23 protein-coding genes and 1 pseudogene are annotated in these 25,628 nt (G+C 37.2%); all 24 read left to right on the top strand.

The features are described from left to right. Positions 1-392 precede the first annotated feature (392 nt). The 24 genes and pseudogenes from ACPUVN_RS00595 to ACPUVN_RS00710 all read left to right on the top strand — a co-directional run bounded on the left by ACPUVN_RS00595 (position 393) and on the right by ACPUVN_RS00710 (position 25,626). Positions 393-1,856 carry a sigma-54 dependent transcriptional regulator gene (locus ACPUVN_RS00595; RefSeq protein WP_426358510.1) on the top strand — a complete coding sequence of 488 codons (1,464 nt, stop codon included), beginning with the start codon at positions 393-395 and terminating at the stop codon, positions 1,854-1,856. Between the two features lie 319 nt (positions 1,857-2,175). After that, positions 2,176-3,399, top strand: coding sequence for a sensor histidine kinase (locus ACPUVN_RS00600; RefSeq protein WP_426358509.1), 1,224 nt, complete (start codon positions 2,176-2,178; stop codon positions 3,397-3,399). Next, positions 3,386-4,729, top strand: coding sequence for a sigma-54-dependent transcriptional regulator (locus ACPUVN_RS00605; RefSeq protein ID WP_426358508.1), 1,344 nt, complete (start codon positions 3,386-3,388; stop codon positions 4,727-4,729). Before ACPUVN_RS00600 ends, ACPUVN_RS00605 begins: the two co-directional genes overlap by 14 nt. A 314-nt stretch (positions 4,730-5,043) precedes the next feature. Next, positions 5,044-5,388, top strand: coding sequence for a flagellar hook-basal body complex protein FliE (fliE, locus tag ACPUVN_RS00610; protein ID WP_426358507.1), 345 nt, complete (start codon positions 5,044-5,046; stop codon positions 5,386-5,388). 48 nt (positions 5,389-5,436) lie between these two features. Next, a complete protein-coding gene (gene fliF / locus ACPUVN_RS00615; protein ID WP_426358506.1) occupies positions 5,437-7,170 on the top strand; it encodes a flagellar basal-body MS-ring/collar protein FliF in 1,734 nt (577 codons plus the stop codon). Next, a complete protein-coding gene (gene fliG / locus ACPUVN_RS00620; protein WP_426369742.1) occupies positions 7,163-8,221 on the top strand; it encodes a flagellar motor switch protein FliG in 1,059 nt (352 codons plus the stop codon). The genes fliF and fliG overlap by 8 nt, the downstream gene beginning before the upstream one ends. Further along, the gene (gene fliH / locus ACPUVN_RS00625; RefSeq protein WP_426358504.1) at positions 8,221-9,000 is read left to right on the top strand and encodes a flagellar assembly protein FliH; all 780 of its coding nucleotides are present in this window, start codon (positions 8,221-8,223) and stop codon (positions 8,998-9,000) included. The genes fliG and fliH overlap by 1 nt, the downstream gene beginning before the upstream one ends. Before the next feature lie 29 nt (positions 9,001-9,029). Beyond that, positions 9,030-10,385 carry a flagellar protein export ATPase FliI gene (gene fliI, locus ACPUVN_RS00630; RefSeq protein WP_426358503.1) on the top strand — a complete coding sequence of 452 codons (1,356 nt, stop codon included), beginning with the start codon at positions 9,030-9,032 and terminating at the stop codon, positions 10,383-10,385. 72 nt (positions 10,386-10,457) lie between these two features. Beyond that, entirely contained in the window at positions 10,458-10,898 is a 441-nt protein-coding gene (gene fliJ, locus ACPUVN_RS00635) for a flagellar export protein FliJ (RefSeq protein ID WP_426358502.1), read from the top strand. A gap of 140 nt (positions 10,899-11,038) precedes the next feature. After that, positions 11,039-13,084 (top strand): flagellar hook-length control protein FliK, encoded by a 2,046-nt coding sequence (locus ACPUVN_RS00640; RefSeq protein ID WP_426358501.1) that lies wholly within the window; start codon positions 11,039-11,041, stop codon positions 13,082-13,084. A 78-nt stretch (positions 13,085-13,162) separates the two neighbouring features. Beyond that, positions 13,163-13,717: a flagellar basal body-associated protein FliL gene (fliL, locus tag ACPUVN_RS00645; RefSeq protein WP_426358500.1), complete on the top strand. Its 555-nt coding sequence runs from the start codon at positions 13,163-13,165 to the stop codon at positions 13,715-13,717. A 98-nt stretch (positions 13,718-13,815) separates the two neighbouring features. Continuing rightward, complete coding sequence (fliM, locus tag ACPUVN_RS00650; protein WP_426358499.1) at positions 13,816-14,883, top strand: flagellar motor switch protein FliM; 1,068 nt, start codon at positions 13,816-13,818, stop codon at positions 14,881-14,883. 103 nt (positions 14,884-14,986) lie between these two features. Beyond that, positions 14,987-15,352, top strand: a complete 366-nt coding sequence (fliN, locus tag ACPUVN_RS00655) for a flagellar motor switch protein FliN (RefSeq protein ID WP_426360594.1) — start codon at positions 14,987-14,989, stop codon at positions 15,350-15,352. Positions 15,353-15,362: 10 nt separating this feature from the next. After that, positions 15,363-15,827 (top strand): flagellar biosynthetic protein FliO, encoded by a 465-nt coding sequence (gene fliO, locus ACPUVN_RS00660; protein WP_426358498.1) that lies wholly within the window; start codon positions 15,363-15,365, stop codon positions 15,825-15,827. Positions 15,828-15,885: 58 nt separating this feature from the next. Continuing rightward, positions 15,886-16,608, top strand: coding sequence for a flagellar type III secretion system pore protein FliP (gene fliP, locus ACPUVN_RS00665; protein WP_426360593.1), 723 nt, complete (start codon positions 15,886-15,888; stop codon positions 16,606-16,608). Then, positions 16,608-16,877, top strand: a complete 270-nt coding sequence (gene fliQ / locus ACPUVN_RS00670) for a flagellar biosynthesis protein FliQ (protein WP_426358497.1) — start codon at positions 16,608-16,610, stop codon at positions 16,875-16,877. Before fliP ends, fliQ begins: the two co-directional genes overlap by 1 nt. Continuing rightward, complete coding sequence (gene fliR, locus ACPUVN_RS00675) at positions 16,877-17,659, top strand: flagellar biosynthetic protein FliR (protein ID WP_426358496.1); 783 nt, start codon at positions 16,877-16,879, stop codon at positions 17,657-17,659. Before fliQ ends, fliR begins: the two co-directional genes overlap by 1 nt. Beyond that, on the top strand, positions 17,659-18,789 hold the full coding sequence (gene flhB, locus ACPUVN_RS00680; protein ID WP_426358495.1) for a flagellar biosynthesis protein FlhB: 1,131 nt from the start codon (positions 17,659-17,661) through the stop codon (positions 18,787-18,789). Before fliR ends, flhB begins: the two co-directional genes overlap by 1 nt. Before the next feature lie 114 nt (positions 18,790-18,903). Continuing rightward, positions 18,904-21,010 (top strand): annotated as a pseudogene (flhA, locus tag ACPUVN_RS00685) (flagellar biosynthesis protein FlhA). 38 nt (positions 21,011-21,048) lie between these two features. Beyond that, entirely contained in the window at positions 21,049-22,614 is a 1,566-nt protein-coding gene (gene flhF, locus ACPUVN_RS00690; protein WP_426358493.1) for a flagellar biosynthesis protein FlhF, read from the top strand. 198 nt (positions 22,615-22,812) lie between these two features. Next, positions 22,813-23,655, top strand: coding sequence for a MinD/ParA family protein (locus ACPUVN_RS00695; RefSeq protein ID WP_426358492.1), 843 nt, complete (start codon positions 22,813-22,815; stop codon positions 23,653-23,655). Positions 23,656-23,682: 27 nt separating this feature from the next. Further along, positions 23,683-24,402: an RNA polymerase sigma factor FliA gene (locus ACPUVN_RS00700; protein WP_426358491.1), complete on the top strand. Its 720-nt coding sequence runs from the start codon at positions 23,683-23,685 to the stop codon at positions 24,400-24,402. Positions 24,403-24,459: 57 nt separating this feature from the next. Continuing rightward, on the top strand, positions 24,460-24,843 hold the full coding sequence (cheY, locus tag ACPUVN_RS00705) for a chemotaxis response regulator CheY (RefSeq protein ID WP_426358490.1): 384 nt from the start codon (positions 24,460-24,462) through the stop codon (positions 24,841-24,843). A gap of 39 nt (positions 24,844-24,882) precedes the next feature. Next, the gene (locus ACPUVN_RS00710; RefSeq protein ID WP_426369743.1) at positions 24,883-25,626 is read left to right on the top strand and encodes a protein phosphatase CheZ; all 744 of its coding nucleotides are present in this window, start codon (positions 24,883-24,885) and stop codon (positions 25,624-25,626) included. Positions 25,627-25,628: the final 2 nt, after the last annotated feature.

The following is a 25,628-nucleotide window of genomic DNA, read 5'->3' on the forward strand; positions in this document are numbered from 1 at the left end:
CTTATGTCAAAAATTAATAAGCACTTTTTATGCCTTAATTAATTTTTAATTAATTTTTAATTGATTTTTAATTGATTTAATTGAGATGTTAAGTGGCTTTATTATTTACTTTATATCGGCAAGTAATCTGTTTTACTTAAGAACCTTGCGTTATTAACTGTATTTATCTCTATATTTTATCTGATTTTGTTCATGACTTATTTTTAATAAAATAAATGCCATGATGTTTTTTTAAACTAAAATAATTATATATAACAATAAATTAACATCTTTAAAATAACAAATTAACACAAGTCAAATAACTGACAACAAGTGTCAATTTTTTATTGATTATTCACTAAAGCGCGTTAATACTAAATGTATATTAATAATAAAATAAGCTTCAGGAAGTTATGCAAGGGCAGAAATATATTCTAGTTGTCGACAACGATTCGGCACGAAGAAATCAAATTGAGACTGTATTGGCATTTGTCGGTGAGCACTTTCATGTGTTTCCAGAATCTGACATTGTTAAATACCTCGTTGATGTTCCAAATATTCTCGCAGTAGTTGTATGCGGAGAAATTTCGGATCAAATTGCTGCGATCATAAAATCCCATCCTGCTTGTCCATTTATTTATCATGACTTAATCGATAAAGCTCAAGTTTCACGGTTTAATAATATTATCGGCGAGTTGTCGGTACCATTAAATTATAGCCAGTTAACTGAGCTTATTCATCACAGCCATCATTATCATAATAACTTACCTAACAAACGCCGAGACAATTGTCCTAATGTACTGTTCCGCTCTTTAGTTGGAACCAGCGAACCTATGCAGCAAGTTCGATTCTTAATTGAACAAGTTGCAAGTACTTGCGCTAATGTATTAATTTTAGGCGAGTCGGGTACAGGTAAAGAAGTTGTTGCCCGTAATATTCATAATTTGTCTGACCGCACGAAAGGGCCTTTTGTTCCCGTTAATTGTGGCGCTATTCCTCCAGACTTATTAGAAAGTGAATTATTCGGTCATGAAAAAGGTGCTTTTACAGGGGCTATTTCTACCCGAAAAGGGCGTTTTGAAATGGCAGAAGGCGGCACTTTATTTTTAGATGAAATTGGTGATATGCCTCAACCGATGCAAGTTAAGTTGTTACGTGTTCTGCAAGAACGTACTTTTGAGCGTGTAGGCGGAAGTAAAAGCTTAAAAGCTGATGTACGTATTATTGCCGCTACGCATCAACATTTAGAAGAAATGATCAAAACCAACGAGTTTCGTGAAGATCTTTATTACCGATTAAATGTTTTCCCTATTGAAACTCCAGCACTAAGAGAACGTAAAGACGATATTCCATTGTTAATGAATGAACTTATCTCGCGTTTTACTGCTGAGCAAGGACATACGGTTCGTTTTACTGAAAAAGCCATTGAATCGTTAAAAGAACATAAATGGCTGGGTAACGTTCGAGAACTTTCTAACTTGATTGAACGCATGATCATTATGTATGGCGAACAAGTGGTGAATGTTGGGCAGTTACCGTTTAAGTATCGTCATATCGAAGTTGATGATTATGAACCTGATTACCCTGAAGAATTGCAAGAACGTGATGCAATTAACGAGATGTTTGCCGGTTTTAATTATGACGATGATGACGAAGGAGCATCTTCAGACTCAGAAGATCCTAATGGAACAGAAAATATTACAGTTTTACCTACCGAAGGTTTTAACTTAAAAGATTATTTAGCTGAGCTTGAAGTTTCTTTAGTGACTCAGTCATTAGATATTAACGATTGGGTTGTAGCAAGAGCTGCAGAAACCTTAGGTATGCGCAGAACAACGTTAGTTGAGAAAATGCGTAAATATAGCTTACAGAAATAGCTTTAAATTATTCCCAAATAATCTTCATAAAAGAGATAACGTAACCTTCGCAGGATTAAGTTATCTCTTTTTTTATACCTATAAACATCCCCATAACTAGGGAAATTCATTACCGTGTCGATACTTTCAGCAGCTAACGTTCATATATGAAATTATTAATGGATAAATGAAAGTAATTTAGTTTCTAGCCAAAAAATTGACCTTTGAAAACTCTCTCTTTTATCCTTTTGTTGTCTCTATCACTATGTATTTTAAGTGTTTATTATTTGGCACGGTAAATGCTTTGTTGTATGTGTAATCAATAATCGAGTGATCAATTATGACATATGCAACTTCAGCAGTAACAAACATCAATAATACATTTGAACAAAGCACGTTTTCTTTTTATGCAGGTGAATCATCTGCGAATAGAAAATTGCATTCTAATACTGATGAAATATCCGAATTAAAAGAACAAGTCAAACAACTGAATCAAGTGATTGATGTAATGCCAACAGGCATGATTATTCTTGATGGTAATGGCGTTGTTGTAAAAATTAATGATGTTGCACGTGAATTACTTGATGAGCCTATTTTAGGTCAAGCTTGGTTTAATGTTATTAAACGCTCTTTTAAACCTCGTGCGGATGATTGGCATGAAGTGTCATTAAATGATGGTCGCAGAGTTAAGTTAGAAATTACTGCATTAGGTGATCAACCCGGTCAACTTATCATGATCACCGACTTAACCGAAACTCGATTACTACAAGACAAACTTGGTCAGCTACAGCGACTTTCTTCTTTAGGAAGAATGGTATCAACTTTAGCTCATCAAATTAGAACACCACTTTCTGCTGCTATGTTATATGGCGCAAATTTACAAAATAAAAAAATAACACCTGAGTCGAGAGAAAGCTTTCAAGATAAGTTGATGTCTCGATTACAAGATTTAGAGCAACAAGTTAACGATATGCTGCTTTTTGCTAAAAGTGGTAAACAGCAAGTGGTAGAGCCTTTATCAATTAATGATTTGTTAACGAGTTCTGCTCAATCTATAGATGCCATTGTTAAGAAAGAAAATGCAAAAATTACTTTTAAGTTATGTGAAACCGATTGCCAAATTTTAGGTAATAAAAGTGCACTAACAGGTGCAATACAAAATTTAGTACTGAATAGTATTCAAGTGATTAAAGAAGGTGCTCAAATTGAGCTAACTTCTTATTGTAAAGACGGTTATGCCTTATTAAGTGTTAGAGATAACGGCAAAGGCATTGATAAAGAACTCGCAGATAAAATATTCGAACCTTTCTATACGTCGCGCTCGCAAGGCACGGGGTTAGGATTAGCGGTTGTGAAATCGGTAGCTAATGCACATCAAGGTGATGTTAAGTTAGTGAGCAAAGCAGGTGAGGGTGCGCATTTCTGCATTCATATCCCATTGCTTGAAACCACGATTAAACAAAGCCCTAATAAAAAGCCAGCTCAAGCAAGTACAGCTAAACAAGGTTCAACAGTCAGCAGTTTTCATGCTTCACCAATGGAGAAAGCTAATGAGCACAAGTAAGATTTTAGTCGTTGAAGACGATGCAGGATTAAGAGAAGCCTTAGTTGATACATTGATGCTAGCAGGATTTCAGTGTGTTGAAGCTGAGTCGGGTGAAGTCGCGTTATTACAACTTAAAACACATAAAGTGGATCTAGTGGTAAGCGATGTTCAGATGGACGGTATGTCTGGCTTAACATTATTAAAAAGCATTAAAAACAATTTACCGCAAATGCCTGTATTGATTATGACGGCATACGGCACTATCGATGATGCGGTTCAAGCAATGAAAGATGGTGCGAGTAATTATATGGCTAAGCCATTCTCGCCTGAAGTATTGCTCAATATGGTTAATCAATATGTTCCTCTTGAAGTGACTAACCCATTTGAACCTGTAGTTGCTGATGCTAAAAGTATCGAATTACTGTCACTTGCTAAAAAAGTGGCAGCGACAGACGCTTCAGTGATGGTTTTAGGTCCAAGTGGTTCAGGTAAAGAAGTTCTTGCTCAATATGTTCATTACAATTCAGAACGTAGTGAAAACCCTTTTGTAGCGATTAACTGTGCGGCTATTCCTGAAAACATGTTAGAAGCAACGTTATTTGGTTATGAAAAAGGAGCTTTCACAGGTGCTATTCAAGCATCTCCTGGTAAGTTCGAGCAAGCGCAAGGCGGTACTATACTGTTAGACGAAATTACCGAAATGGACTTAAGCTTACAAGCTAAAATATTACGTGTATTGCAAGAGCGAGAAGTTGAACGTTTAGGTGGTCGTAAAACCATTAAGTTAGACGTAAGAGTGATTGCCACAAGTAACCGCGATTTAAAACAAGCTGTTGGCGAGGGTGTATTCAGAGAAGATTTATATTATCGACTCAATGTATTTCCACTGACTTGGAAAGCTCTTGCAGAAAGACGAGATGATATTTTACCTTTAGCTAAACATTTGGTTGAACGCATTGCACAAAAAGGTTCAGATGTAATTCCTGAATTTACCGCTGCAGCGCGTAGTAAATTAATTGCTTACGATTGGCCTGGAAATGTAAGAGAGCTAGACAACGTATTACAAAGAGCATTAATTTTACATAGTGATAATGTGATTGATGCGTCGGATCTATTAATTGAGCAGTTTGAAACAACTACTTTACCAACAGCAAATGAAATGCATGTGGTTTCTGATGATAAGTTAGGTAGCGAGCTAAAAATTCAAGAACATCAAATTATTTTAGATACCTTAAATGCATGTCAAGGTAGCCGTAAAAATGTTGCAGAACGTTTAGGTATTAGCCCAAGAACATTACGTTATAAAATTGCAAAAATGCGCGATTCAGGTATTCAAATACCTGCATAATATTACAAGCATTTAGATAACTGAGTGCTTAATATTTTATGTTGATATCTATATTAAGATATCAGATTAAACATCAGATTAAGATAAGAGCATTAGCAAGGTTATCAACTCAGTTCAAAATCCATAAACCCAGTATCTATATGCTGGGTTTTTTATTGCATACTATCTAATTTCCTCGAAATAATATTTTCTTTAATTTATTGAAAATAAAGCACTTATTATAAATGTAAATTTATATTTCTACCTTGGCATTATGATTGCTTTATCCCTAGTATCAGAATAAACATCAAGAAATTGACACAAGCGAGAATACTATGGATATCAAATCAAATTCTTTATTTGCACAAATGCAAAGTATGTCTTTAGAGGCAATGAACCATAATACGCAAGCTATTACATCAGACAACGCAATTCCGTCTGTAAACAAGTCAAGTAGCAGTAGTTTTGGTGATTTATTAAAAGATGCCGTAAATTCAGTAAACGATATTCAGCAAACCGCAGGCGCTGAACGAACTGCTTTTGAAATGGGAGATCCTAACGTAACACTTGCACAAACAATGATCTCAGCATCAAAAGCCAGTATAGGGTTCGAAGCTACCGTTCAAGTACGTAATAAATTTGTAGAAGCCTACAAAGAAATCATGAATATGCCTGTTTAGGCATTTCCCTTTATTCATATCCTTATTCGAAATTGGCGGAGAAATTAAGTGGCTGATACAGTTGATAACACAGGAATGATTCTAGCTGACGATAACTCAGATAGCATTTCAGAAGAGCAAAAGTCAGGCTTTGCATCAGCACTTGGTAACGTTGATGTACTAAGACAACTTACGCTAATCATGGCATTGGCTATTTGTTTAGTTATCGCGATCTTTGTGATCATGTGGGCAAATCAAGCTGAATACCGCGTAATTGCTAAGCTTCCAACGCAACAACTTATCACAACAATGGATTACCTTGATGCGAATAAAGTTGATTACATTCAAGAAAACAATTCTATTTCAGTACCTACTGATGATTACCAAGATGTTAAATTACTATTGGCTCGTGAAGGCTTAACGAACGAGAAAGTAGAAGGTAATGAAATTATTATGGAAGATATGGGCTTTGGTGTAAGCCAACGTCTTGAAAGCGAACGTCTTAAACATTCACGCGAGCAACAACTTGCAAGAACGATTGAAGAGCTACAATCCATTGTTCGCGCTAAAGTGTTACTGGCTATCCCTAAAGATAATATTTTTGCTAAACGTGTTAAATCTCCATCTGCAACCGTAGTACTTACCTTACAAAAAGGTCGTCAATTACCTGAAGAGAAAGTAGATGCCGTTGTCGATATTATTGCCTCAGCCGTACAAGGTTTAACCCCTAATAAAGTAACGGTTACCGACCAAAACGGTCGCTTACTAAACTCAGGTTCACAAAGTTCGCTTTCATCTCGCTCACGTAAAGAGTTTGAAATAGAGCAGAAACGTGAATCTGAATACATGAACAAAATAGATTCAATTCTTATTCCTGTTGTAGGTTTAGGTAATTACACAGCGCAAGTTGATGTAACCATGGACTTTACGAATACAGAAGAAACACAACGTCGTTATAACTCTGACTTACCTGCACTACGTAGTGAAATGAAAGTAGAAGATAAAACTATTGGCGGTATGTTAGGTGGTATTCCTGGTGCGTTATCAAACCAACCACCGTTAGAGTCGGACATTCCAGAAAATGCGACGGGCGGTTCACAAGCTAAATCAATGCCGAGCCGTAATCACTTAGAATCTACTAAAAACTATGAATTAGACGAAGCCATTAGCCACACTAAACAACAAACGGGTGTTATTCGTCGCATAAGTGTTTCAGTTGCACTAGACTATTTATCAACAACAGCTCCAGCTGCACCAAATGCTGATGGTGAAGAAGGTACCACTCCCGCTATTACGTATGCACCAAGAAGCGAGTCAGAAATAGCTAATATTCGTCGTTTATTACAAGGTAGCGTAGGTTTTGACTTACAACGTGGCGATGTTTTAGAAGTGCTTACATTACCGTTTTCACGCGCAGACATTATTGCTGAAGTTGCCGTACCTATGTATGAACAGCCTTGGTTCTTAAAGGTATTAAAACTAGTACTTGGCGCTATTGTTATTATTGTTTTGATTATGGCAGTGGTTCGTCCAATGCTTAAACGCTTAATTTATCCAGACCAATCACCTGAAGATTACGGTGACAAATCACTTGATAGCCATATTGATTTAGGTGATGAAACTATGGATATGTTAACCACAGAATTCGATGCAGGCGCAGTAGGCTTTGCCTCTGATGGTAGTTTACAATTACCAGACTTACATCGTGACGAAGACATTTTAAAAGCGGTTCGGGCTCTGGTTGCAAATGAACCTGAATTATCCTCTCAAGTAGTTAAAAGTTGGTTGATTGAAGATGAGTGATGAATCACAAGAGCTAGCACCTATGGCAAATGCCCCAGCGGGATTTGATGTAGATAAACTAGATGGAACAGAAAAAGCCGCTATCTTGCTATTAAGTTTGTCAGAAGAAGATGCCGCGCAAATATTAAAACACTTAGAGCCAAAGCAAGTACAGCAAGTAGGTACTAGCATGGCCGCTATGCAAGACTTTACCCAAGAAAAAATAACAGCAGTTCATAAGTTATTTATTAAAGAAATTCAAAACTTCAGTACTATCGGTTTTCAAAGTGAAGAATTTGTACGTAAAGCTTTAACCGCAGCATTAGGTGAAGACAAAGCGGGCAATTTAATTGACCAAATTGTTATGGGTGGCGGAGCCAAAGGTTTAGATTCATTAAAATGGATGGACTCTAAGCAAGTTGCTAACATTATTCGTAATGAGCATCCTCAAATTCAAACTATCGTTTTATCTTATTTAGAACCCGATCAGTCGGCTGAAATTTTAAGTCAATTTGCTGACAAAGTACGTTTAGATTTAACCATGCGTATTGCTAACCTTGAAGAAGTTCAACCAGCAGCATTGCAAGAATTAAACGAGATAATGGAAAAACAATTTGCGGGTCAAGCTGGCGCGCAATCAGCGAAAATGGGCGGTTTAAAAGCTGCTGCCGACATTATGAACTTCTTAGACACTAACGTAGAAGGCGCATTAATGGATGCTATTCGTGAACATGACGAAGAGATGAGCCAACAAATACAAGATCTTATGTTTGTATTTGAAAACCTTGCTGATGTTGATGATCGCGGTATTCAAGCTATACTTAGAGATGTTCAACAAGATTCGTTAATGAAAGCGATTAAAGGTGCAGATGATGCCCTTAAAGATAAAATTATGGCTAATATGTCTAAACGTGCTGCTGAAATGATGGCAGACGACTTAGAAGCTATGGGTCCTGTTCGAATTACTGAAGTAGAAGCTGCACAAAAAGAAATTCTTGCTGTAGCACGTAAACTATCTGACGCTGGCGAAATTATGCTGGGCGGCGGTGGCGGCGGAGATGAGTTCTTATAATGAGCCAAAAAATCGTAAAAGGATCGACTGAAATAAAGACTGACCTTTGGTCTATTCCACATGTTGAAAAAACTCAGCAGACTAACGATGAAAACAAAACCAATGCGCTTGGTAAAAAAAGTACCTGGAAATATGAGCCACCAGAAGAAGTTCATATTGAAGAACCTACACCTTTAACGGCAGAAGACATTGAAGAAATTCGTCAAGCCGCTCACGAAGAAGGTTTTAATCAAGGCAAAGAAGAAGGTTACTCAAAAGGTTACGAAGAAGGTTTAAGCTCAGGCCGTGAAGAAGGCTTAAAAACAGGGCATGAAGAAGGTAAAGAAACAGGATTAACTGAAGGCAAAGAAGTTATAGATACTCTAGCTGAAGAATGGAAAGTGCTTGTTCAGCAATTACATACCCCATTAGCTAATGTTGAAAAAAACATAGAAGAACAGCTGTTACATTTAGTTGTGCAACTGACTCAAGCAATCACCTTGCAAGAAGCAAAAACCAATCCAGATATTATCACTGCGGCTATAGGTGAAGGTATAAAAATATTACCTAGCCAAGAAGCAAAAACCCAAATACTTATTCACCCTGACGACATTAAAATCGTTGAAGAACAGTTTGGTAGTGACTATATCCTTGAACAAGGCTGGAAGTTACTTGCTGCACCTCAGTTAGAAAGAGGCAGCTGCCAAATAGAAAACAGCACATCTAATGTTGATCTCAGCATTAAATCACGCATGACAGACGTATTGGAATCATTTTTGCAAGATGCACTACATCAATAAGTAAAAGGTCATAACGTCAAAAAACTATTATGCTTGACTATAACCGCATCACCGAAAGACTTAAAAATTGCCAAACTATGATCAAACCGCACAAGGTTTCTGTTGCGGGTAGATTAGTGCGTGTTGTTGGTTTAACCCTTGAAGCCGTTGGTGTTAAAGCCCCCGTTGGCAGCCAATGTTTAGTTGAAACGTCTAATGGCGACCTTATTGCTGAAATTGTTGGCTTCGAAGCAGACAAAACTTATCTTATGCCAGAAGAAAGCCTGCAAGGTGTTTTACCTGGCGCACGCGTAGTTCCATTAGCAACTAAAGCGCGATTACCTTTTTCAATGGAATTATTAGGACGTGTTATTGACGGTGTTGGTAAACCTATCGATGGCAAAGGTCCAATAAAACAACCTGAATCTTATCAATACAGCGGCAAACCCATTAATCCATTATCGCGCCGTGCCATTACTGAACCTTTAGATGTTGGTGTACGTGCTATTAATAGTTTTTTAACGGTAGGTACAGGTCAACGTATGGGACTTTTCGCAGGTTCTGGTGTTGGTAAAAGTGTACTTTTAGGCATGATGACCAAAGGAACAACAGCCGATGTTATTGTTGTTGGACTGATTGGCGAACGTGGACGAGAAGTTAAAGAATTTATTGAAGAAATATTAGGTGAAGAAGGACGTAAGCGCTCAGTAGTTATCGCTGCACCTGCAGATAATTCACCGTTAATGCGATTAAAAGGTTGTGAAACCTCAGTACAAATTGCTGAATACTTTCGTGATCAAGGCTTAAATGTATTATTACTGATAGATTCAATTACACGTTATGCACAAGCTCAGCGTGAAATTGCACTTGCCGTAGGCGAGCCACCTGCGACCAAAGGTTATCCGCCTTCGGTGTTTTCAAAATTACCGCAATTAGTTGAACGTGCAGGTAATGGTGGAGAAGGGCAAGGATCAATTACCGCCTTTTTTACCGTATTAACAGAAGGTGATGATTTACAAGATCCGATTGCTGATGCAGCTCGCGCTATTTTAGATGGTCATATTGTTCTATCAAGAGATTTAGCTGACTCAGGTCATTATCCAGCGGTAGATATTGAAGCTTCTATCAGTCGTGTAATGCCCATGGTGACTTCACCTGAGCATCAACAACTTGCACGACAATTAAAACAAGTTTATTCCTTATATCAGCAAAACAAAGATCTTATTTCGATTGGCGCTTACAGCAAAGGTAGTGATCCTCGTATTGATCAATCCATTACCTTATTGCCAGTGATTAACTTCTTCTTACAGCAAAAAACATCAGAAATTATTCCATACGAACAAAGCTTAAGTCAGTTACAAGAAATAATCGCAGCAGCACAAGCTCATGCTCAACAGGGTCAATAAACGTATGTCTATCTTTATGAAAGGTCTCATTTTTATTGTTGCTTTTACTTTCGTTTTTAAAGGAGGTTTATTATGCCGATGAAACAACTGAATACATTACACAAATACGAACAAGACAAAGTAGATAAAGCGGCTCAAAATTTACGACAAGCAGAAACTGACTATCAACAGAATTTACAACGTTTAAATAGTGTAAGTGACTACCGATTAGAATATATGAAACGTTTAGAACAACGTTCTCAAGAAGGTATTAATAGTCATACGTTTAGTCATTTTCATGCCTTTATAAAAAAATTAGATAATGCATCACATCAAGTTGAAATAGCCTTAACGCAAGCGAAATCTATGGTAGAAAAGCGTAAAAGAGAATGGCTATTACAAAGACAAAAAGTCCAAGCCGTTGACTTATTACGTAATAAAAAATTGAAAGCTTTAGTTGTGATCGAGAATAAAAAAGAACAGAAAATGTTTGATGAAATAGCGACTCAACAATTTGTTCGGAGAAATCGATAATCTATAGAAAGTGTGTAGAGAGCGTATAAAGAATATATAGATAGAGTAACGATTGGAACGTGTTTTGCTTTACTTTAGTCTCGTGGCTTTTTATTTGTGATGAATAAAAATAATAGCAGCATCTATTTGCAGGAAATTTTATGTCTAATATGAATTACTTAACTTTGGAATTATCTCAAGCTACTGATAGTAAAGTGCTTAGTGGTAACTCGTCTGAATCTAAAAAAGATGGTTCAGCATTGTTTTCTAATTTAATGGAGCAGCACAAAGCGCCGAAACAAAGCGGCAACAATGCAGCCAAAGTCGGCAATGAAGAGCAAACTCAAGCCCAAAGTAATCAACATTCTGAGAAAAAAGCAGGATCAGAAAACAATAATAGTGCGAGTAATGTCACTAATATTAATGGTGAAGATACAACTCACGCCGATAATAAAAAAATAGAAAGCCAAAAATCAGATACCGAAAACCTCGCCGCAGAAGCTAAAAATAGCAGCGACGCTGATTTATATACTCAAGCACAGTTAAGTAAAGCCGAAGCTGCAGAGGCTAAAAAGGAAAGCTCTGCTGAGTTATTACTTGTTAGTACTAGCGAGTCAGATAACGCCAGTCTATTTACTAATCCTGAACAGTTATTGTCTTTCCTTAACGCATCAGAAAAAGTGTTAAGCGGTAAAGAGAGGACAAGCTCTGAAGATGCTGAAAAAAATCCAGTAACCCCTGTGACTCCTGTTACTTCAGGTGAAAAATCCAAAACAGGTACTGATGATTCTGTAATACTGAATAAAGTAAACGAATTACTTAAATCAAAAGCCTCAGAAAGTACAAATACTTTAGTTAAAAATGGTGATGAATCAGTTAAGTTAGAAAACGCTAAAACTGACGCAAGTAGCGACCAACAAAAATTAGCTGATATTACGAAGTTAGCAGGTGCCAATGGTGTTTCAGGTGCTAGTAGTGTTTCAGGTGATGCCGCTAAAGATGATGTTACAACAGACAAATTAGCTTCAGTCGCTCAGAACGATCTCGCTGCTAAAGCTAACCAGCAATCTGTTATCGATAAAGCAAATAACGGTGTTCAATTATCAGATGAAGCTACTGATGTGGAGAGTGATAAAGCCATTTCTTTAGTATCTGCTAGCGAAGCCGCAAAGAATGAGAAGAACATAACGACCGAACAAGTCGTAGCACAATTAAAACCTCAAGCATCAGAGCCCCAACTTAATAAAGACGTGACCAAAGTAGATGGTAAAACTACTGCCTTAAATAATGCGCAAGAAGTTGCGAAGTCACTTGCTGAAAGTACATCAGAATCAGTTGAATCTGAGCAATTAAATACTGTAAAAAGTGATGTTAAAGAAAATCAATTGAATAGCATTAATCAAGCTGCTTTTAAAACAGAACAAGTCAGCGCAAAAAGTAAAGACTCAGTTCAAGCTGTAGTTGCTGATAGTGCTTCAAGTAAAGTTCTTGATAGCTCAGGCGAGGTTTCGGATGAGGTTGCAGCTACTGAATTAGCTAAGGATGAATTATTAACTGCAGAAGTAAAGTCAGCGAATAGTTCACTCAACAATTCAACGAATAGTGCAAAACCAAATCAAGCGATTAACCCGTTATTCGATACCCTGTCTCAAAGAGAAGTAAATGACGCTGTAGATGGCGAACGCTATATGCAAGACGAACACTCTTTTGACAATGTTATGCAGACCTTATCTGCTGATTTAGCGCAAACGCAAAAGAATACGGTTATTCAGCAAGCTGAAACTATTTCCATTATGCGCAAAGATTTTACTGATGCTGTAAAAGACAAAGTTATGGTGATGATCAGTCAGAAAATCCAACAAATTGACATTCAGTTAGATCCACCAGAGCTAGGCAGCATGCAAGTTCGTATTAATATGCAAAATGAACAAGCGGTAGTAAGTTTTGTTGTACAAAATCAACAAGCTAAAGAAGCGCTTGAGCAAAATATGGATAGATTAAAACAAATGATGGCTGATAATGGCGTTGATGTTGGCGATGCTAATGTTAAGCAAGATTCTAATCAATCGGCTATGAATGGACAAGGCAATCAAGGTTCAGGTGGTCAAGGTGAGAATGGCGAAGATGGTTCTTTAGAGGGCGCTATGAATAGCGAACACGCAAAAGTGCTTAAAGCTTCATCAACTGGTGTTGATTACTATGTTTAATTGTATAAAACACATTGGCTAGACAGCCATTCAAGGCTATAGTTAAACCATTGGTATGTATAAGCTTAAGGATCAAAAATGGCTGATGATAAAGAAGAAGAGTTAGAACTGGATAATGCAGGTGGTGGCAAAAAGAAATTAATCATCATTATTGCTGCAGTTGTTCTTTTAGCTGCGGCAGGCGCAGGTGCTTTTCTTTTTATGGGAGGTAGTGATGAGCCTACTCCTGAGCAAATTGAAGCTGCATTAAATGGTGGCGAAGGCGATAGCGCTGAAGCGACTGTTAGTTCAGGATCAGGTAGTGCAGAAATTGGCACCGCTATTTATGTTCCTATGCCTAGACCTTTTCGATTTAATGTTCCTGGTGCAGCTCGAGACCGCTTTGTTGAAATACGAGTACAATTATTAGTACGTGGTGGTGACGATGAAGAAACCGCTAAAATACATATTCCTTTAATTGAAAGCACTTTGTTAGGTGTATTCTCTCAAGCAAATGCTGATGATCTAGCAACAAGCGCTGGTAAAGTATCATTAAAACAAAAAGCGTCAACTGAAATTCAAACGGTACTAATGGATATTGAAGACAAGAAAATAGTTGAAGAAGTACTATTTACTGGTTTTGTAATGCAATAGTGATTGATTATTTGTCACTGATTATAATTTGCGAGAGCAAATAACTAATATCCGAAGATTATGCTAAAAAAATATGATAACTATAAAGAGACTATCGAGTGAGTGATTTATTATCGCAAGATGAAATTGATGCGCTATTACATGGTGTTGATGACGTTGAAGAAGAAGAGCTAGTAGAGGACAGTGCCGCATCAGACGGTATGTCTGACTACGATTTTTCATCACAAGATAGAATTGTTCGTGGGCGTATGCCTACGCTTGAAATGGTTAATGAACGCTTTGCTCGTCATATGCGTATTAGTTTATTTAACATGATGCGTAGAACTGCCGAGGTTTCAATTAACGGTATTCAAATGATCAAGTTTGGCGAATATGTTCATACCTTATTTGTTCCAACAAGCTTAAATATGGTGCGTTTTCGTCCTTTAAAAGGTACCGCGTTAATTACCATGGAAGCTCGATTGGTTTTCATTTTAGTTGATAACTTTTTTGGTGGTGACGGGCGTTATCATGCAAAGATTGAAGGTCGAGAATTTACTCCAACTGAACGTCGAATTATTCAAATGTTACTTAAATTAATATTTGAAGATTATAAAGAAGCTTGGTCACCTGTTATGGATGTTTCTTTTGAATATTTAGATTCAGAAGTAAACCCATCAATGGCGAACATAGTCAGCCCTACAGAAGTTGTTGTTATTAGCTCATTTCATATTGAACTAGATGGTGGTGGAGGTGATTTTCATGTTGCCTTACCTTACTCCATGCTTGAACCTATTCGAGAGCTGTTAGACGCTGGTGTTCAAAGTGATAAAGAAGATACCGACATGCGTTGGTCTAAAGCATTACGTGATGAAATTATGGATGTGCCAATTGAAATATCTACTAAATTTATCGAAGTAAACTTACCCTTATCACAAATTATGGAACTTGAAGCGGGTGACATTATTCCTATCGAGATGCCAGAGCACGTAACCGTATTAGTAGAAAGCTTACCAAGCTTTAGAGCTAAACTCGGTCGTAGCCGTGAAAACCTAGCTTTAAAAATTGAATCTAAAATTAAACGTCCAGAATCAGTTAAAAATGAATTAACCATTCTAACCAAGGGTGGTAAACGTTTAGATAGTGATGCTGAGCTTCACTTGTTAGAAGACGATTTAGATTATTAACCTTATATGTACATCACGTATGTTGATGTACTTGTAAATACAGAATTAAATAAAAATATTATAGAGGTCAATGGCGATGAGCGATGACAATGAAGACTTAGGAATGTGGGACGAAGCAATGGAAGAGCAAGCAGAGTCAGAAGCGGCTGGCGCCAAACCTGTTGAGTTAGATGAATTAGAATCTGATGCGCCTATTACAGGCGATGAAAAACGTAAACTCGATGCTATTTTAGATATTCCTGTTACTATTTCAATGGAAGTAGGGCGCAGTAATATTAGTATTCGCAATCTACTACAATTAAACCAAGGTTCAGTTGTAGAGTTAGATCGTGTTGCGGGTGAAGCATTAGATGTTATGGTTAATGGAACCTTAATTGCTCATGGTGAAGTTGTTGTGGTAAACGACAAGTTTGGTATTCGATTAACCGATGTTATCAGTCAAATAGAGCGTATTAAAAAACTTAAATAATGGATTATTGATGCAAGCACTTTTTGGCTTTATAGGCCTATTTTTTACAGCGATTAGTTTTGCTGAAGAAGCAGCAGAACAGATAACTGAACAGATAGTAGAACCTATGGTAGAAAAAACAGTACAAGTGGGGAAACATGTTTCTCCAAGTACTGATGCCGCTACCATGATTTTGTCATTATTGATCGTATTACTCGTTGTTATTGTTAGTGCTTATATTCTTAAAAAGTTTCAAATAACAGCTCAAGGCGGTCAACAAGCTTTAAAAGTAGTGTCTAGCGTTCATTTAGGCTCGAAAGAGCGAGTTGTTGTTGTACAAGTTGGAGAAAAACAACTGGTTTTAGGTGTTACTGCAAACCAAGTTAATTTACTTGATACCTTAGACACACCATTAGACACAGGCAAAACCACTGCTGAAATTTTTGATAAGTCTGTTTTCAAAATGATAAAAAATAGCCTAAAAAAGAATGATTAAACTTATGACAAAAATGCTCAATCAACGTTTAGCTTTATTTGTAGTTGTTCTCATCTCTATGCTGGTTTTTAGTGGCGTTAGTTATGCAGAAGACCTAAGTATGTCGGCTTTAAAGCTGACCACTAATCCAGATGGCTCTCAAGAATATTCTGTAACCCTTCAAATTCTAATATTTATGACCGCCCTCAGCTTTATTCCTGCTGCGGTGATCATGATGACTTCTTTCACACGAATACTCGTGGTTATGGCAATTTTAAGACAAGCCATAGGTTTACAACAAACACCTTCTAACCAAGTGGTTGTTGGCTTAACTTTATTTATGACGTTATTTATTATGACCCCCGTTTATAACGAAATTAATGCGCGCGCGATACAGCCTTATTTGCAAGATCAGTTAACCTCAGTTGAAGCTATTGATAGAGCTAAAGTACCGTTAAGAGCTTTTATGCTTGAGCAAACGCGTATAAAAGATTTAGATACTTTGGCAGCGATGGCGGGGATTGAACAAGTTAACGAACCTACTGATTTACCGATGACGGTTATAGTGCCTGCATTTGTGATCAGCGAATTAAAAACCGCCTTTCAAATTGGCTTCATGCTTTTTATACCTTTCCTCATTATCGATTTAGTGGTGGCAAGTATATTAATGGCAATGGGTATGATGATGTTGTCACCCATGATCGTTTCTCTGCCCTTTAAGTTAATGCTCTTTGTATTAGTGGATGGTTGGAATTTAGTTATAGGTACGATTGCGACAAGCTATGGGATGGGAGCTGGCTGATGAATCCTGAGGTTTTTGTAGACATTCTAAGTGATGCTTTATTTTTGGTTATTATACTGGTTTGTGCCGTAATAATACCGAGTTTACTTGTGGGTTTACTGGTTGCTGTTTTTCAGGCCGCAACGTCAATTAACGAACAAACCTTAAGTTTTTTACCTCGTTTAGTGGTTACCTTATTATCTCTGATTATTGGCGGTCATTGGCTAGTACAACAATTAATGGATTATACCATTCGCTTAATAGGTAGTATTCCCAGTGTGGTCAGCTAATGGAATATACCGACCTTGTTGTTAATCAATTTATAGCAGATTTTATTCTTCCTTTTACACGCATTTCAGCTTTGATCATGAGTATGGTTGGCTTTGGTGCTAGAACTATTCCTACCAAAATTAAATTAGCTTTATCTGTTGTGATTACCGTTGCGGTAATGCCAGCTATTCCACCAACTAATGTGGGGAATATTTTCTCGCTTGGTACTGGGCTGTTAATTGCCGAGCAAGTTATTATTGGCATTATGTTGGGCTTTGTTACAACCTTAGTGGTTAATACCTTTGTGTTAGCAGGTCAAATTATTGCGATGCAAACAGGTTTAGGTTTCGCGTCTTTGGTGGATCCCGCCAGTGGTATGAATGTTCCTGCAGTTGGTCAATTCTTTCTTATTCTTTCATCATTACTTTTTTGGGTAATGGATGGTCATTTAGCTTATTTACAATTTGTTGTCGCGAGCTTCGACACTCTACCGATCCCTGCTGAAAGCTTCGATAGCACTAAGTTTAGAGAACTGGTTGAGTGGGGCGGTTGGATGTTTGCGAGTGCCTTATCGCTCTCTATCGCACCGCTTACTGCTATGTTATTAATTAACTTTTCTTTCGGGGTTATGACTCGTGCAGCACCACAGTTGAATATATTCGCTATCGGTTTTCCAGTAACCATGTGTGCGGGTTTACTTATTATGTGGCTAACCATGGGTAACTTTTTTACTCACTTTCAAATTCAGTGGCAGCGGGCGCTTGAGTTTAGCTGCTACCTTATAGACTGTCAGGTGATCTAATGGCTGAGTCTGATAGTGGTGAAAAAACCGAAGAACCCACGGCGAAAAAACTCGACGATGCTAAAAAGAAAGGTCAAATAGCACGCTCTAAAGATTTAGGTACTATGTTTGTGCTGGTTGGTAGTGCGGTAGCCCTTATGGTTGTAGGTAGCGCGTTAGTCGAATCACTCAGTCATATTATGAAACGCCTTTTCACTTTATCGCGTGAAGAGTCTTTAGATATGAATGCCTTGTTTGGTGTATTACAAGGAACTCTTACCGATATTATTGCTCCTCTTATGTGGATTTTTGTCATTATAGTGTTCGCTGCTTTTGTGGGGAATACCATGTTAGGCGGTATCAGCTTTTCAGCAGAAGCTATGGCACCTAAAGCTAGCCGATTATCGCCAATTGAAGGCTTTAAAAGAATGTTTGGCGTAAAGGCTGTGGTTGAATTTGTTAAGTCTTTATTAAAATTCTTTGTAGTATTTATTGTTGCTTATATTTTGCTGGCTGGTTTGTTCGAGGAAATATTAGGCTTAAGTTTAGAAGCTACGCCTATTAATTTTGAACACGCGACTTCAATGCTTTTATGGATGTTTTTAGCGTTAGCTCTTTCAATTGGAATTATTGCGGCTATCGATGCGCCTTATCAGGTTTGGGAGCATAACCGTCAATTAAAAATGACCAAGCAAGAAGTTAAAGATGAGTTTAAAAATACCGAAGGTAGCCCTGAAATTAAAGGCAGAATAAGACGAGCACAATATGAAATGTCTCAACGTCGAATGATGCAAGATGTACCCGATTCAGACGTTGTTATTACTAACCCTACACATTATGCCGTTGCTATTAAATATGATGCAGCTGCTGGCGGAGCTCCAACGTTAGTAGCGAAAGGTATAGACGAAATGGCTATACATATTCGTACTATAGCTAAAGAGCATAATGTTGAAATATTACAATCGCCGGCTCTTGCTCGCTCTCTATATTATACGGCTGAAGTGAATAAGAATATTCCTGAAGAGTTGTTTGCTGCTGTTGCGCAAGTCTTAGCCTTTATTTATCAATTAAATGAGCATAAAAAAGGTAAGGGTAAACGTCCTACTGGTCTTGCTAAAAACCTTCCAATCCCCGACGAATTCAAATATTAACCCTATTTCTCCTGCTCTGAAGTTATTTAAATTATCTCAGTTGTAAATTAATGCTTATATTGGTCTGGATATTGCTCTAGTACTAGCATGTGTCAATTAATTAACAGCCTTTAGATGCAATTATCATCAACTATTAATCAAGTAAAACAATTAAAATTCAGCCAGTTAAAAGGTATTGGTACGCCATTTTTAGTCATGGCAGCTTTAGGAATGGTTATTCTTCCTATGCCTGCACTTTTACTGGATGTGCTTTTTTCCTTTAATATCGCCTTGTCTTTAATTGTACTTTTAATCACGGTATATACTTTAAAGCCCTTAGAGTTCGGCTCTTTTCCTGCGGTTTTACTTATCGCCACTATTCTGCGTTTAGCCCTTAACGTTGCCAGTACTCGTATTGTATTACTTGAAGGTCATGAAGGTCCTGATGCTGCGGGTAAGGTAATTGAAGCCTTTGGTTCTGTAGTTATCGGAGGAAATTATGCTGTTGGTTTAGTGGTTTTCTTAATCCTTATTATTATCAACTTTATGGTAATAACTAAAGGTGCGGGACGTATTTCAGAAGTAACCGCGCGATTTACCTTAGACGCTATGCCAGGTAAACAAATGGCGATTGATGCCGATTTGAATGCTGGCTTTATTACGGCGGATCAAGCAAGAGAACGTCGTATTGAAGTGACCAGCGAAGCTGATTTTTATGGTTCGATGGATGGTGCAAGTAAGTTTGTAAAAGGCGATGCGATAGCAGGTATTCTTATTCTACTTATCAATATTATTGGTGGGTTGGTTATTGGAATGGTGCAACACGACTTGTCATTTGATAGCGCTGTTGAAATTTATACTTTATTAACTATTGGTGATGGCCTGGTAGCTCAAATACCTGGTTTATTATTATCAGTAGGTACTGCAATTGTAGTGACTCGCCAAAACACTTCTCAAGATATGGGTGAGCAAGTTAGCTCTCAGCTAGGCCAAGAAAAAGTCTCTTTATATTGCGGGCGGGGTTATGTTCATCATGGGTGTTATCCCTGGAATGCCTCATCTCGCTTTTTTAACGTTTGCTGTAGTTATTTTAGCTGGAGCATTTTTTGGTTCAAAATTGAAAAAGAAAAATGCAGCTGAGCTTATTGAAAAAGATAAAGCCGTAGAAGTTGAAAACCAACAAATTAAAGCCGATGTAAAAGACTTAGGTTGGGATGATGTTAATCATGTCGATATTATCGGATTAGAAATTGGTTACCGTTTAATCCCGTTAGTTGATAAAGCACAGGGCGGCGAATTATTAAATCGGATTAAAGGCGTGCGTAAAAAGCTATCACAAGAATTTGGCTTTTTAGTACCAGCCGTTCATATACGAGACAACTTAGACTTAGATCCTAATACTTACCAAATATCATTAATGGGTGTAACGATAGGCGAAGCGGAGATAAGACATGACCACGAACTTGCGATAAACCCAGGACAAGTTTTTGGGAAGTTAGAAGGTACGTCAACTAAAGACCCTGCTTTTGGACTAGATGCAGTTTGGATCAATCAATCTCAACGTGAACACGCGCAATCTTTGGGTTACACCGTGGTTGATTGTGCAACGGTACTTGCGACACATTTAAGCCAAATATTAACGAATAACGCTTCTCAACTGTTAGGTCATGAAGAAGTACAAAACTTATTAGATATATTGGCTAAATCATATCCTAAGTTAGTAGAAGGATTTATTCCTGACACATTAACCTTAGGCTGTTTAGTTAAAGTATTACAAAACTTGATGAATGAAGGAGTACCTGTAAGAGATATGCGCAGTATTGTTCAAACACTTTGTGAGTATGGACCTAAGAGCCAAGACCCAGAGGTACTAACGGCTGCAGTACGAATTACTTTACGCAAATTCATCATTCAAGAGCTTATTGGATCAGCAAATGAAGTACCTGTCATAACATTGTCACCAGAGTTGGAACAGATGTTGCACCAGTCTATGCAGATGGCTGGAGATGATGGTGCCGGTATTGAACCAGGCTTAGCAGAGCGTTTACAAACTTCACTTATTGAAGGTGCGCAAAAGCAAGAAATGGCTGGTGATACACCTGTTTTACTAACATCAGGTATTTTACGAACAGTATTATCAAAGTTTGTTAAATATACGATTCCAGGTTTAAGAGTTATTTCTTATCAAGAAATACCAGACGACAAACAAATAAAGATCATTAGCGTGATAGGCAATACATAAGATTAGCCAGTCGCGATAAAGAAAATAAGGGGTCCATTGTGAAAATCAGACGTTTTGTTGCCGTAGATATGAAAACTGCACTAGCTCAAATTAAAGAAGAGTTAGGTGCGGATGCCGTTATTATGTCGAATAAAAAGATTGTTGAAGGTGTCGAAATTATGGCAGCTATCGACTATTACCCTTCACAAACTAAAACTGAGGCGACCCCTGAGCAAACAAATAATGCTTCTGAAGATTTAAATAATGATGTTGTTAGCTTAAGTTCACATGCTAAAGCGCAAACCGAACAAGTTAAGCCGAGTGAAAGTAACGAAGCTGCAGCACCTGATAGTTTATCAGCATTGCTTAACCGTAAAGTTCAACAAGAACCAAAAGTTGAATCTTTTAATGAGAGTGAAATAAAAAATGAGTCTATTAACGAGTCATCAATTTCACAAGCTGTAGATAACGGTACAATAAATACAGGTACCTCTGCTAATAGTGATATTGAATTACAATTCAAAAACTTCACAGACCGTTTACAGCAAACAACTCAACAAAGAAATACAGAGCAAGAGCAACAACAAACTAGCTCTCCAATTCAATCAATACATGATGATGGCGCATTTCAAGAAACTAAGCATTCAACAAATCACGGTGCAGCACAAATCAATGCATCAGCTGAAAATAGCTCAGTTGAATTTGAAAACATGAAAAAAGAAATGCACACCATTCGTCATTTATTAGAACATCAGTTATCGGGTTTGATGTGGCAAGATATGGCGCAAAAAAATCCACAAAAAGCTTTATTAATAAATAAATTAGTAGCGCTTGGATTAACTGACCATATGGCTGATCAAATTGCTGGTTTTATTCCTCCTCAACATAATGAACAGGATGCGTGGGAACAAGCTAAAAAGTTCATCACTCAGCAATTAAACACAACGAATAACGATATTATTCACCATGGTGGAATTATTTCATTAGTCGGTCCTACAGGTGTAGGAAAAACCACAACTATCGCCAAGTTAGCGGCTAGATTCGCTCAAATACATGGCGCAGATGAAGTAGTATTAATTTCTACTGATAGCTTTAGAATTGGTGGTTTTGAACAACTCGCTACTTACGGTCGTATTATCGGTTGCCAAGTAAAACTGGCAAACGATGCTGAAGCCTTAGATTCATTGCTAGAGCAGTTTGGTCATAAGAAACTTATCTTAATTGATACCGCTGGTATGGGCCAAAGAGATATGCGTTTAGCACAGCATTTAACAGACTTAATTGCTAATGCTCGAGTGAGAATTCGTAACTACCTTGTATTGTCTGCAAATACTCAACAACGAGTGATGCAAGAGAATGTAGAACGTTTCAAAAAAATACCACTTGCTGGCTGTATTTATACTAAGCTTGATGAAAGTATTAGTATTGGCGAAATCATTTCAACGTCAATCCAAAACGGTTTACCTATTGGCTATTTAACAGACGGACAAAGAGTTCCAGAAGATATTAAAGTTGCAAATGCTGAGAAATTAGTTGCATTAGCAGACAAGATGACAAGTAGAATAAATCACCAACACGCAAGTACTTGGCGTCCAATGCCTAAAAAAGAGGCAACCACAGTATAAATTGATTGTGATTGGTAAATCTTGCTAGCTTAAATTAATTAAATTAGTTAAATTAAATTAGTTAAATTAAATTAGTTGAACTGAACAATATTGAAAAAAAACGCTTATAATTTCACTAGTTAAAATGTACTGAGCTATAATACATATAATTCGAAATATTTTCGACGTGGTGCAAGTAATAGTGACGAGATGATTTAAATGATAGACCAAGCGAGTGGTTTACGTAAAATGCATGAATTACAACAAATTAAAGTAATAGCAGTATCTGGTGGCAAAGGCGGCGTGGGTAAAACTAACGTGTCTTTAAACACATCCATTGCATTGGCTCAATTAGGTAAAAAGGTTTTAGTTTTAGATGCGGATTTAGGCTTAGCAAATGTAGACGTTATGCTAGGACTTCGCGTTAAACGTAATCTCTCACATGTACTTTCTGGTGAGTGTGAATTAGACGATATTATTGTTGAAGGCCCAGCAGGTATTAAAATTATTCCTGCTACTTCTGGCTCACAATCTATGGTTGATTTAACACCTAGTGAGCATGCTGGGCTAATTCGTGCCTTTAGTGATATGCGAACCGAATTTGATGTACTTATTGTTGATACCGCTGCAGGTATTTCCGATATGGTACTAAGCTTTTGTCGAGCTTCTCAAGATGTCATGTTAGTTGTTTGTGATGAACCAACATCTATTACTGATTGTTACGCCTTGATGAAACTTCTTAGTCGAGATCATGGCATATTCAAATTCAAAGTTGTTGCTAACATGGTAAGAAGCCCAAGAGAAGGGCAGCAATTATTTGAAAAGTTATCAAAAGTGAGTGACCGATTTTTAGATGTAAGTTTAGATCTTGTTGCCGTTGTACCTTTCGATGAAAATATTCGAAAATCTGTGCGCAAGCAAAAAGCAATTGTTGAGGCATATCCTGATTCTCCAGCAGCAATTGGTTTTAAAAACTTAGCGAATAAAATTACAAAATGGCCAGTACCACATCAACCTTCAGGTCATTTAGAATTTTTTATTGAACAATTATTAGAACATTAATATGTTCATAATAGTGAGTGTATAGATTTGTCAAAAGCAGATGCTTACAGTGTTCAAATAGATAAAACTGCGTTAATCAAGCAGCATACGGTGCTTGTTAAACGTATTGCTTATCATTTATTAGCTCGATTACCTGCAAGCGTGCTTGTGGACGATCTTATTCAATCGGGCATGATTGGTTTACTTGAAGCTTCAGGTAATTTTGACCATTCAAAAGGCGCTAGCTTTGAAACTTTCGCTGGAATAAGAATTCGCGGTGCCATGTTAGATGAAATTCGACGTGGTGATTGGACGCCTAGGTCTGTTCATAAAAACAGTCGCATGATAAGTGAAGCAATAAAAACATTAGAAGCTGAACTTGGCAGAGATGTAACCGATATAGAAGTTGCTGAAAGACTTGAACTATCTTTAAATGAATATCATCAAATTCTTAATGATGTTAGCTCAGGTAAAATTATTGGAATAGATGACTTAGGTGTAAGCGAGGATGCTTTCAGTCGCAGTAAAGATAATGCTGTAGACGAACCTTACGACCAAATTGAACAAGTTGTGTTTAAAAAGTCATTAGCAGAATGTATTTCATCATTACCAGAACGAGAAAGTTTAGTGCTTTCCCTGTATTATGATGAAGAACTTAACTTACGTGAGATTGGTCAAGTACTTGATGTAAGTGAATCAAGAGTTAGCCAAATTCATAGCCAAGCGATGCATCGATTAAAATCTCGTATGCAAACTTGGCAACACTAATAGTAAAAAATTAAATATAAATAATTTAAATTTTTAATGTACTCACCGGAGGGTGCCTTGGATAAAAATATGAAAGTTCTTGTTGTTGACGATTTTTCAACGATGAGACGTATAATTAAAAATTTGTTGAGAGATATAGGGTTTACTAATATTCAAGAAGCAGATGATGGTAGCACAGCTTTACCTATGCTTCAGTCCAGTGAATTTGATTTTGTTGTAACTGACTGGAATATGCCAGGAATGCAAGGTATTGATCTATTAAGAGCAATACGTGCAGACGACACTTTATCTCACATTCCTGTATTAATGGTAACAGCAGAAGCGAAAAAAGAACAAATCGTGATGGCTGCTCAAGCGGGTGTAAATGGGTATATTGTTAAACCTTTTACTGCTGCTACATTAAAAACTAAACTCGATAAAATATTCGAACGTTTAGGATAATTGAAATTTTCTTTTCAAGCCTAAAAGAGGATGTTTTTCATGAGTAATTTACCTACAGTCAGCGTCACGCTGGAACAGGCTAAATTGTTAGTTGAATATTTAGAATCAGATCAGCAAGAAAAAGCTGATGAGCTTATTGCCGAAATTCAAAGCCCAGTAAATATTGAGCTTTTTGCAGAAATAGGCAAGTTAACTCGTCAGTTGCATGACTCATTAAATAATTTCCATATAGATCCGCGTTTAAGTGATCTAGCGAATGCTGACATACCTGATGCTAAAGAGCGTTTAAATTACGTTATAGAACGTACTGAAGATGCTGCTAATAAAACAATGGATGCCGTTGAAGCAATTTTTCCTGTTGTAGACTCGCTCCAAAAACAAGTTGAAACTGTTAATCCTCTATGGTCAAAATTGATGAATAATCAATTAGCTTTGCCTGAATTTAAAGCGCTCTGTATAGACATAGATAAATTATTAAAATCAACTGAACATGATACCGAAACTGTACGAACATTAATGACTGACGTTTTGATGGCACAAGACTTTCAAGATTTAACAGGTCAAGTTATTCGTAAAGTTATTGAGTTAGTAAGAGAAGTTGAAGATAGCTTGATTGGAATGCTTACAGCATTCGATATAACTTCAAATACAACTCAAACTAAAGCTAAACCTTCAGTAGGTGACAATTTAGTTGAAGGTCCGATTGTTAATAGTAAAGAACGTGATGATGTTGTTTCAGATCAAGATGATGTTGACGATCTTTTATCAAGTTTAGGGTTCTAGGA

Origin of the sequence: Pseudocolwellia antarctica (assembly GCF_049933045.1) — a bacterium.
Taxonomy (GTDB): domain Bacteria; phylum Pseudomonadota; class Gammaproteobacteria; order Enterobacterales; family Alteromonadaceae; genus Pseudocolwellia.

Bases quoted from the DNA above. Each gene is read 5' to 3' on its own strand.
- ACPUVN_RS00695 (WP_426358492.1), top strand. From the start codon at position 22,813: ATGATAGACCAAGCGAGTGGTTTACGTAAAATGCATGAATTACAACAA.
- ACPUVN_RS00710 (WP_426369743.1), top strand. From the start codon at position 24,883: ATGAGTAATTTACCTACAGTCAGCGTCACGCTGGAACAGGCTAAATTG.
- fliR (WP_426358496.1), top strand. From the start codon at position 16,877: ATGGAATATACCGACCTTGTTGTTAATCAATTTATAGCAGATTTTATT.
- fliG (WP_426369742.1), top strand. From the start codon at position 7,163: ATGAGTGATGAATCACAAGAGCTAGCACCTATGGCAAATGCCCCAGCG.
- fliJ (WP_426358502.1), top strand. From the start codon at position 10,458: ATGCCGATGAAACAACTGAATACATTACACAAATACGAACAAGACAAA.
- fliP (WP_426360593.1), top strand. From the start codon at position 15,886: ATGCTGGTTTTTAGTGGCGTTAGTTATGCAGAAGACCTAAGTATGTCG.
- fliO (WP_426358498.1), top strand. From the start codon at position 15,363: ATGCAAGCACTTTTTGGCTTTATAGGCCTATTTTTTACAGCGATTAGT.
- fliQ (WP_426358497.1), top strand. From the start codon at position 16,608: ATGAATCCTGAGGTTTTTGTAGACATTCTAAGTGATGCTTTATTTTTG.
- ACPUVN_RS00640 (WP_426358501.1), top strand. From the start codon at position 11,039: ATGTCTAATATGAATTACTTAACTTTGGAATTATCTCAAGCTACTGAT.
- fliL (WP_426358500.1), top strand. From the start codon at position 13,163: ATGGCTGATGATAAAGAAGAAGAGTTAGAACTGGATAATGCAGGTGGT.
- fliH (WP_426358504.1), top strand. From the start codon at position 8,221: ATGAGCCAAAAAATCGTAAAAGGATCGACTGAAATAAAGACTGACCTT.
- fliI (WP_426358503.1), top strand. From the start codon at position 9,030: ATGCTTGACTATAACCGCATCACCGAAAGACTTAAAAATTGCCAAACT.
- ACPUVN_RS00605 (WP_426358508.1), top strand. From the start codon at position 3,386: ATGAGCACAAGTAAGATTTTAGTCGTTGAAGACGATGCAGGATTAAGA.
- fliE (WP_426358507.1), top strand. From the start codon at position 5,044: ATGGATATCAAATCAAATTCTTTATTTGCACAAATGCAAAGTATGTCT.
- flhB (WP_426358495.1), top strand. From the start codon at position 17,659: ATGGCTGAGTCTGATAGTGGTGAAAAAACCGAAGAACCCACGGCGAAA.
- ACPUVN_RS00600 (WP_426358509.1), top strand. From the start codon at position 2,176: ATGACATATGCAACTTCAGCAGTAACAAACATCAATAATACATTTGAA.
- ACPUVN_RS00595 (WP_426358510.1), top strand. From the start codon at position 393: ATGCAAGGGCAGAAATATATTCTAGTTGTCGACAACGATTCGGCACGA.
- fliN (WP_426360594.1), top strand. From the start codon at position 14,987: ATGTGGGACGAAGCAATGGAAGAGCAAGCAGAGTCAGAAGCGGCTGGC.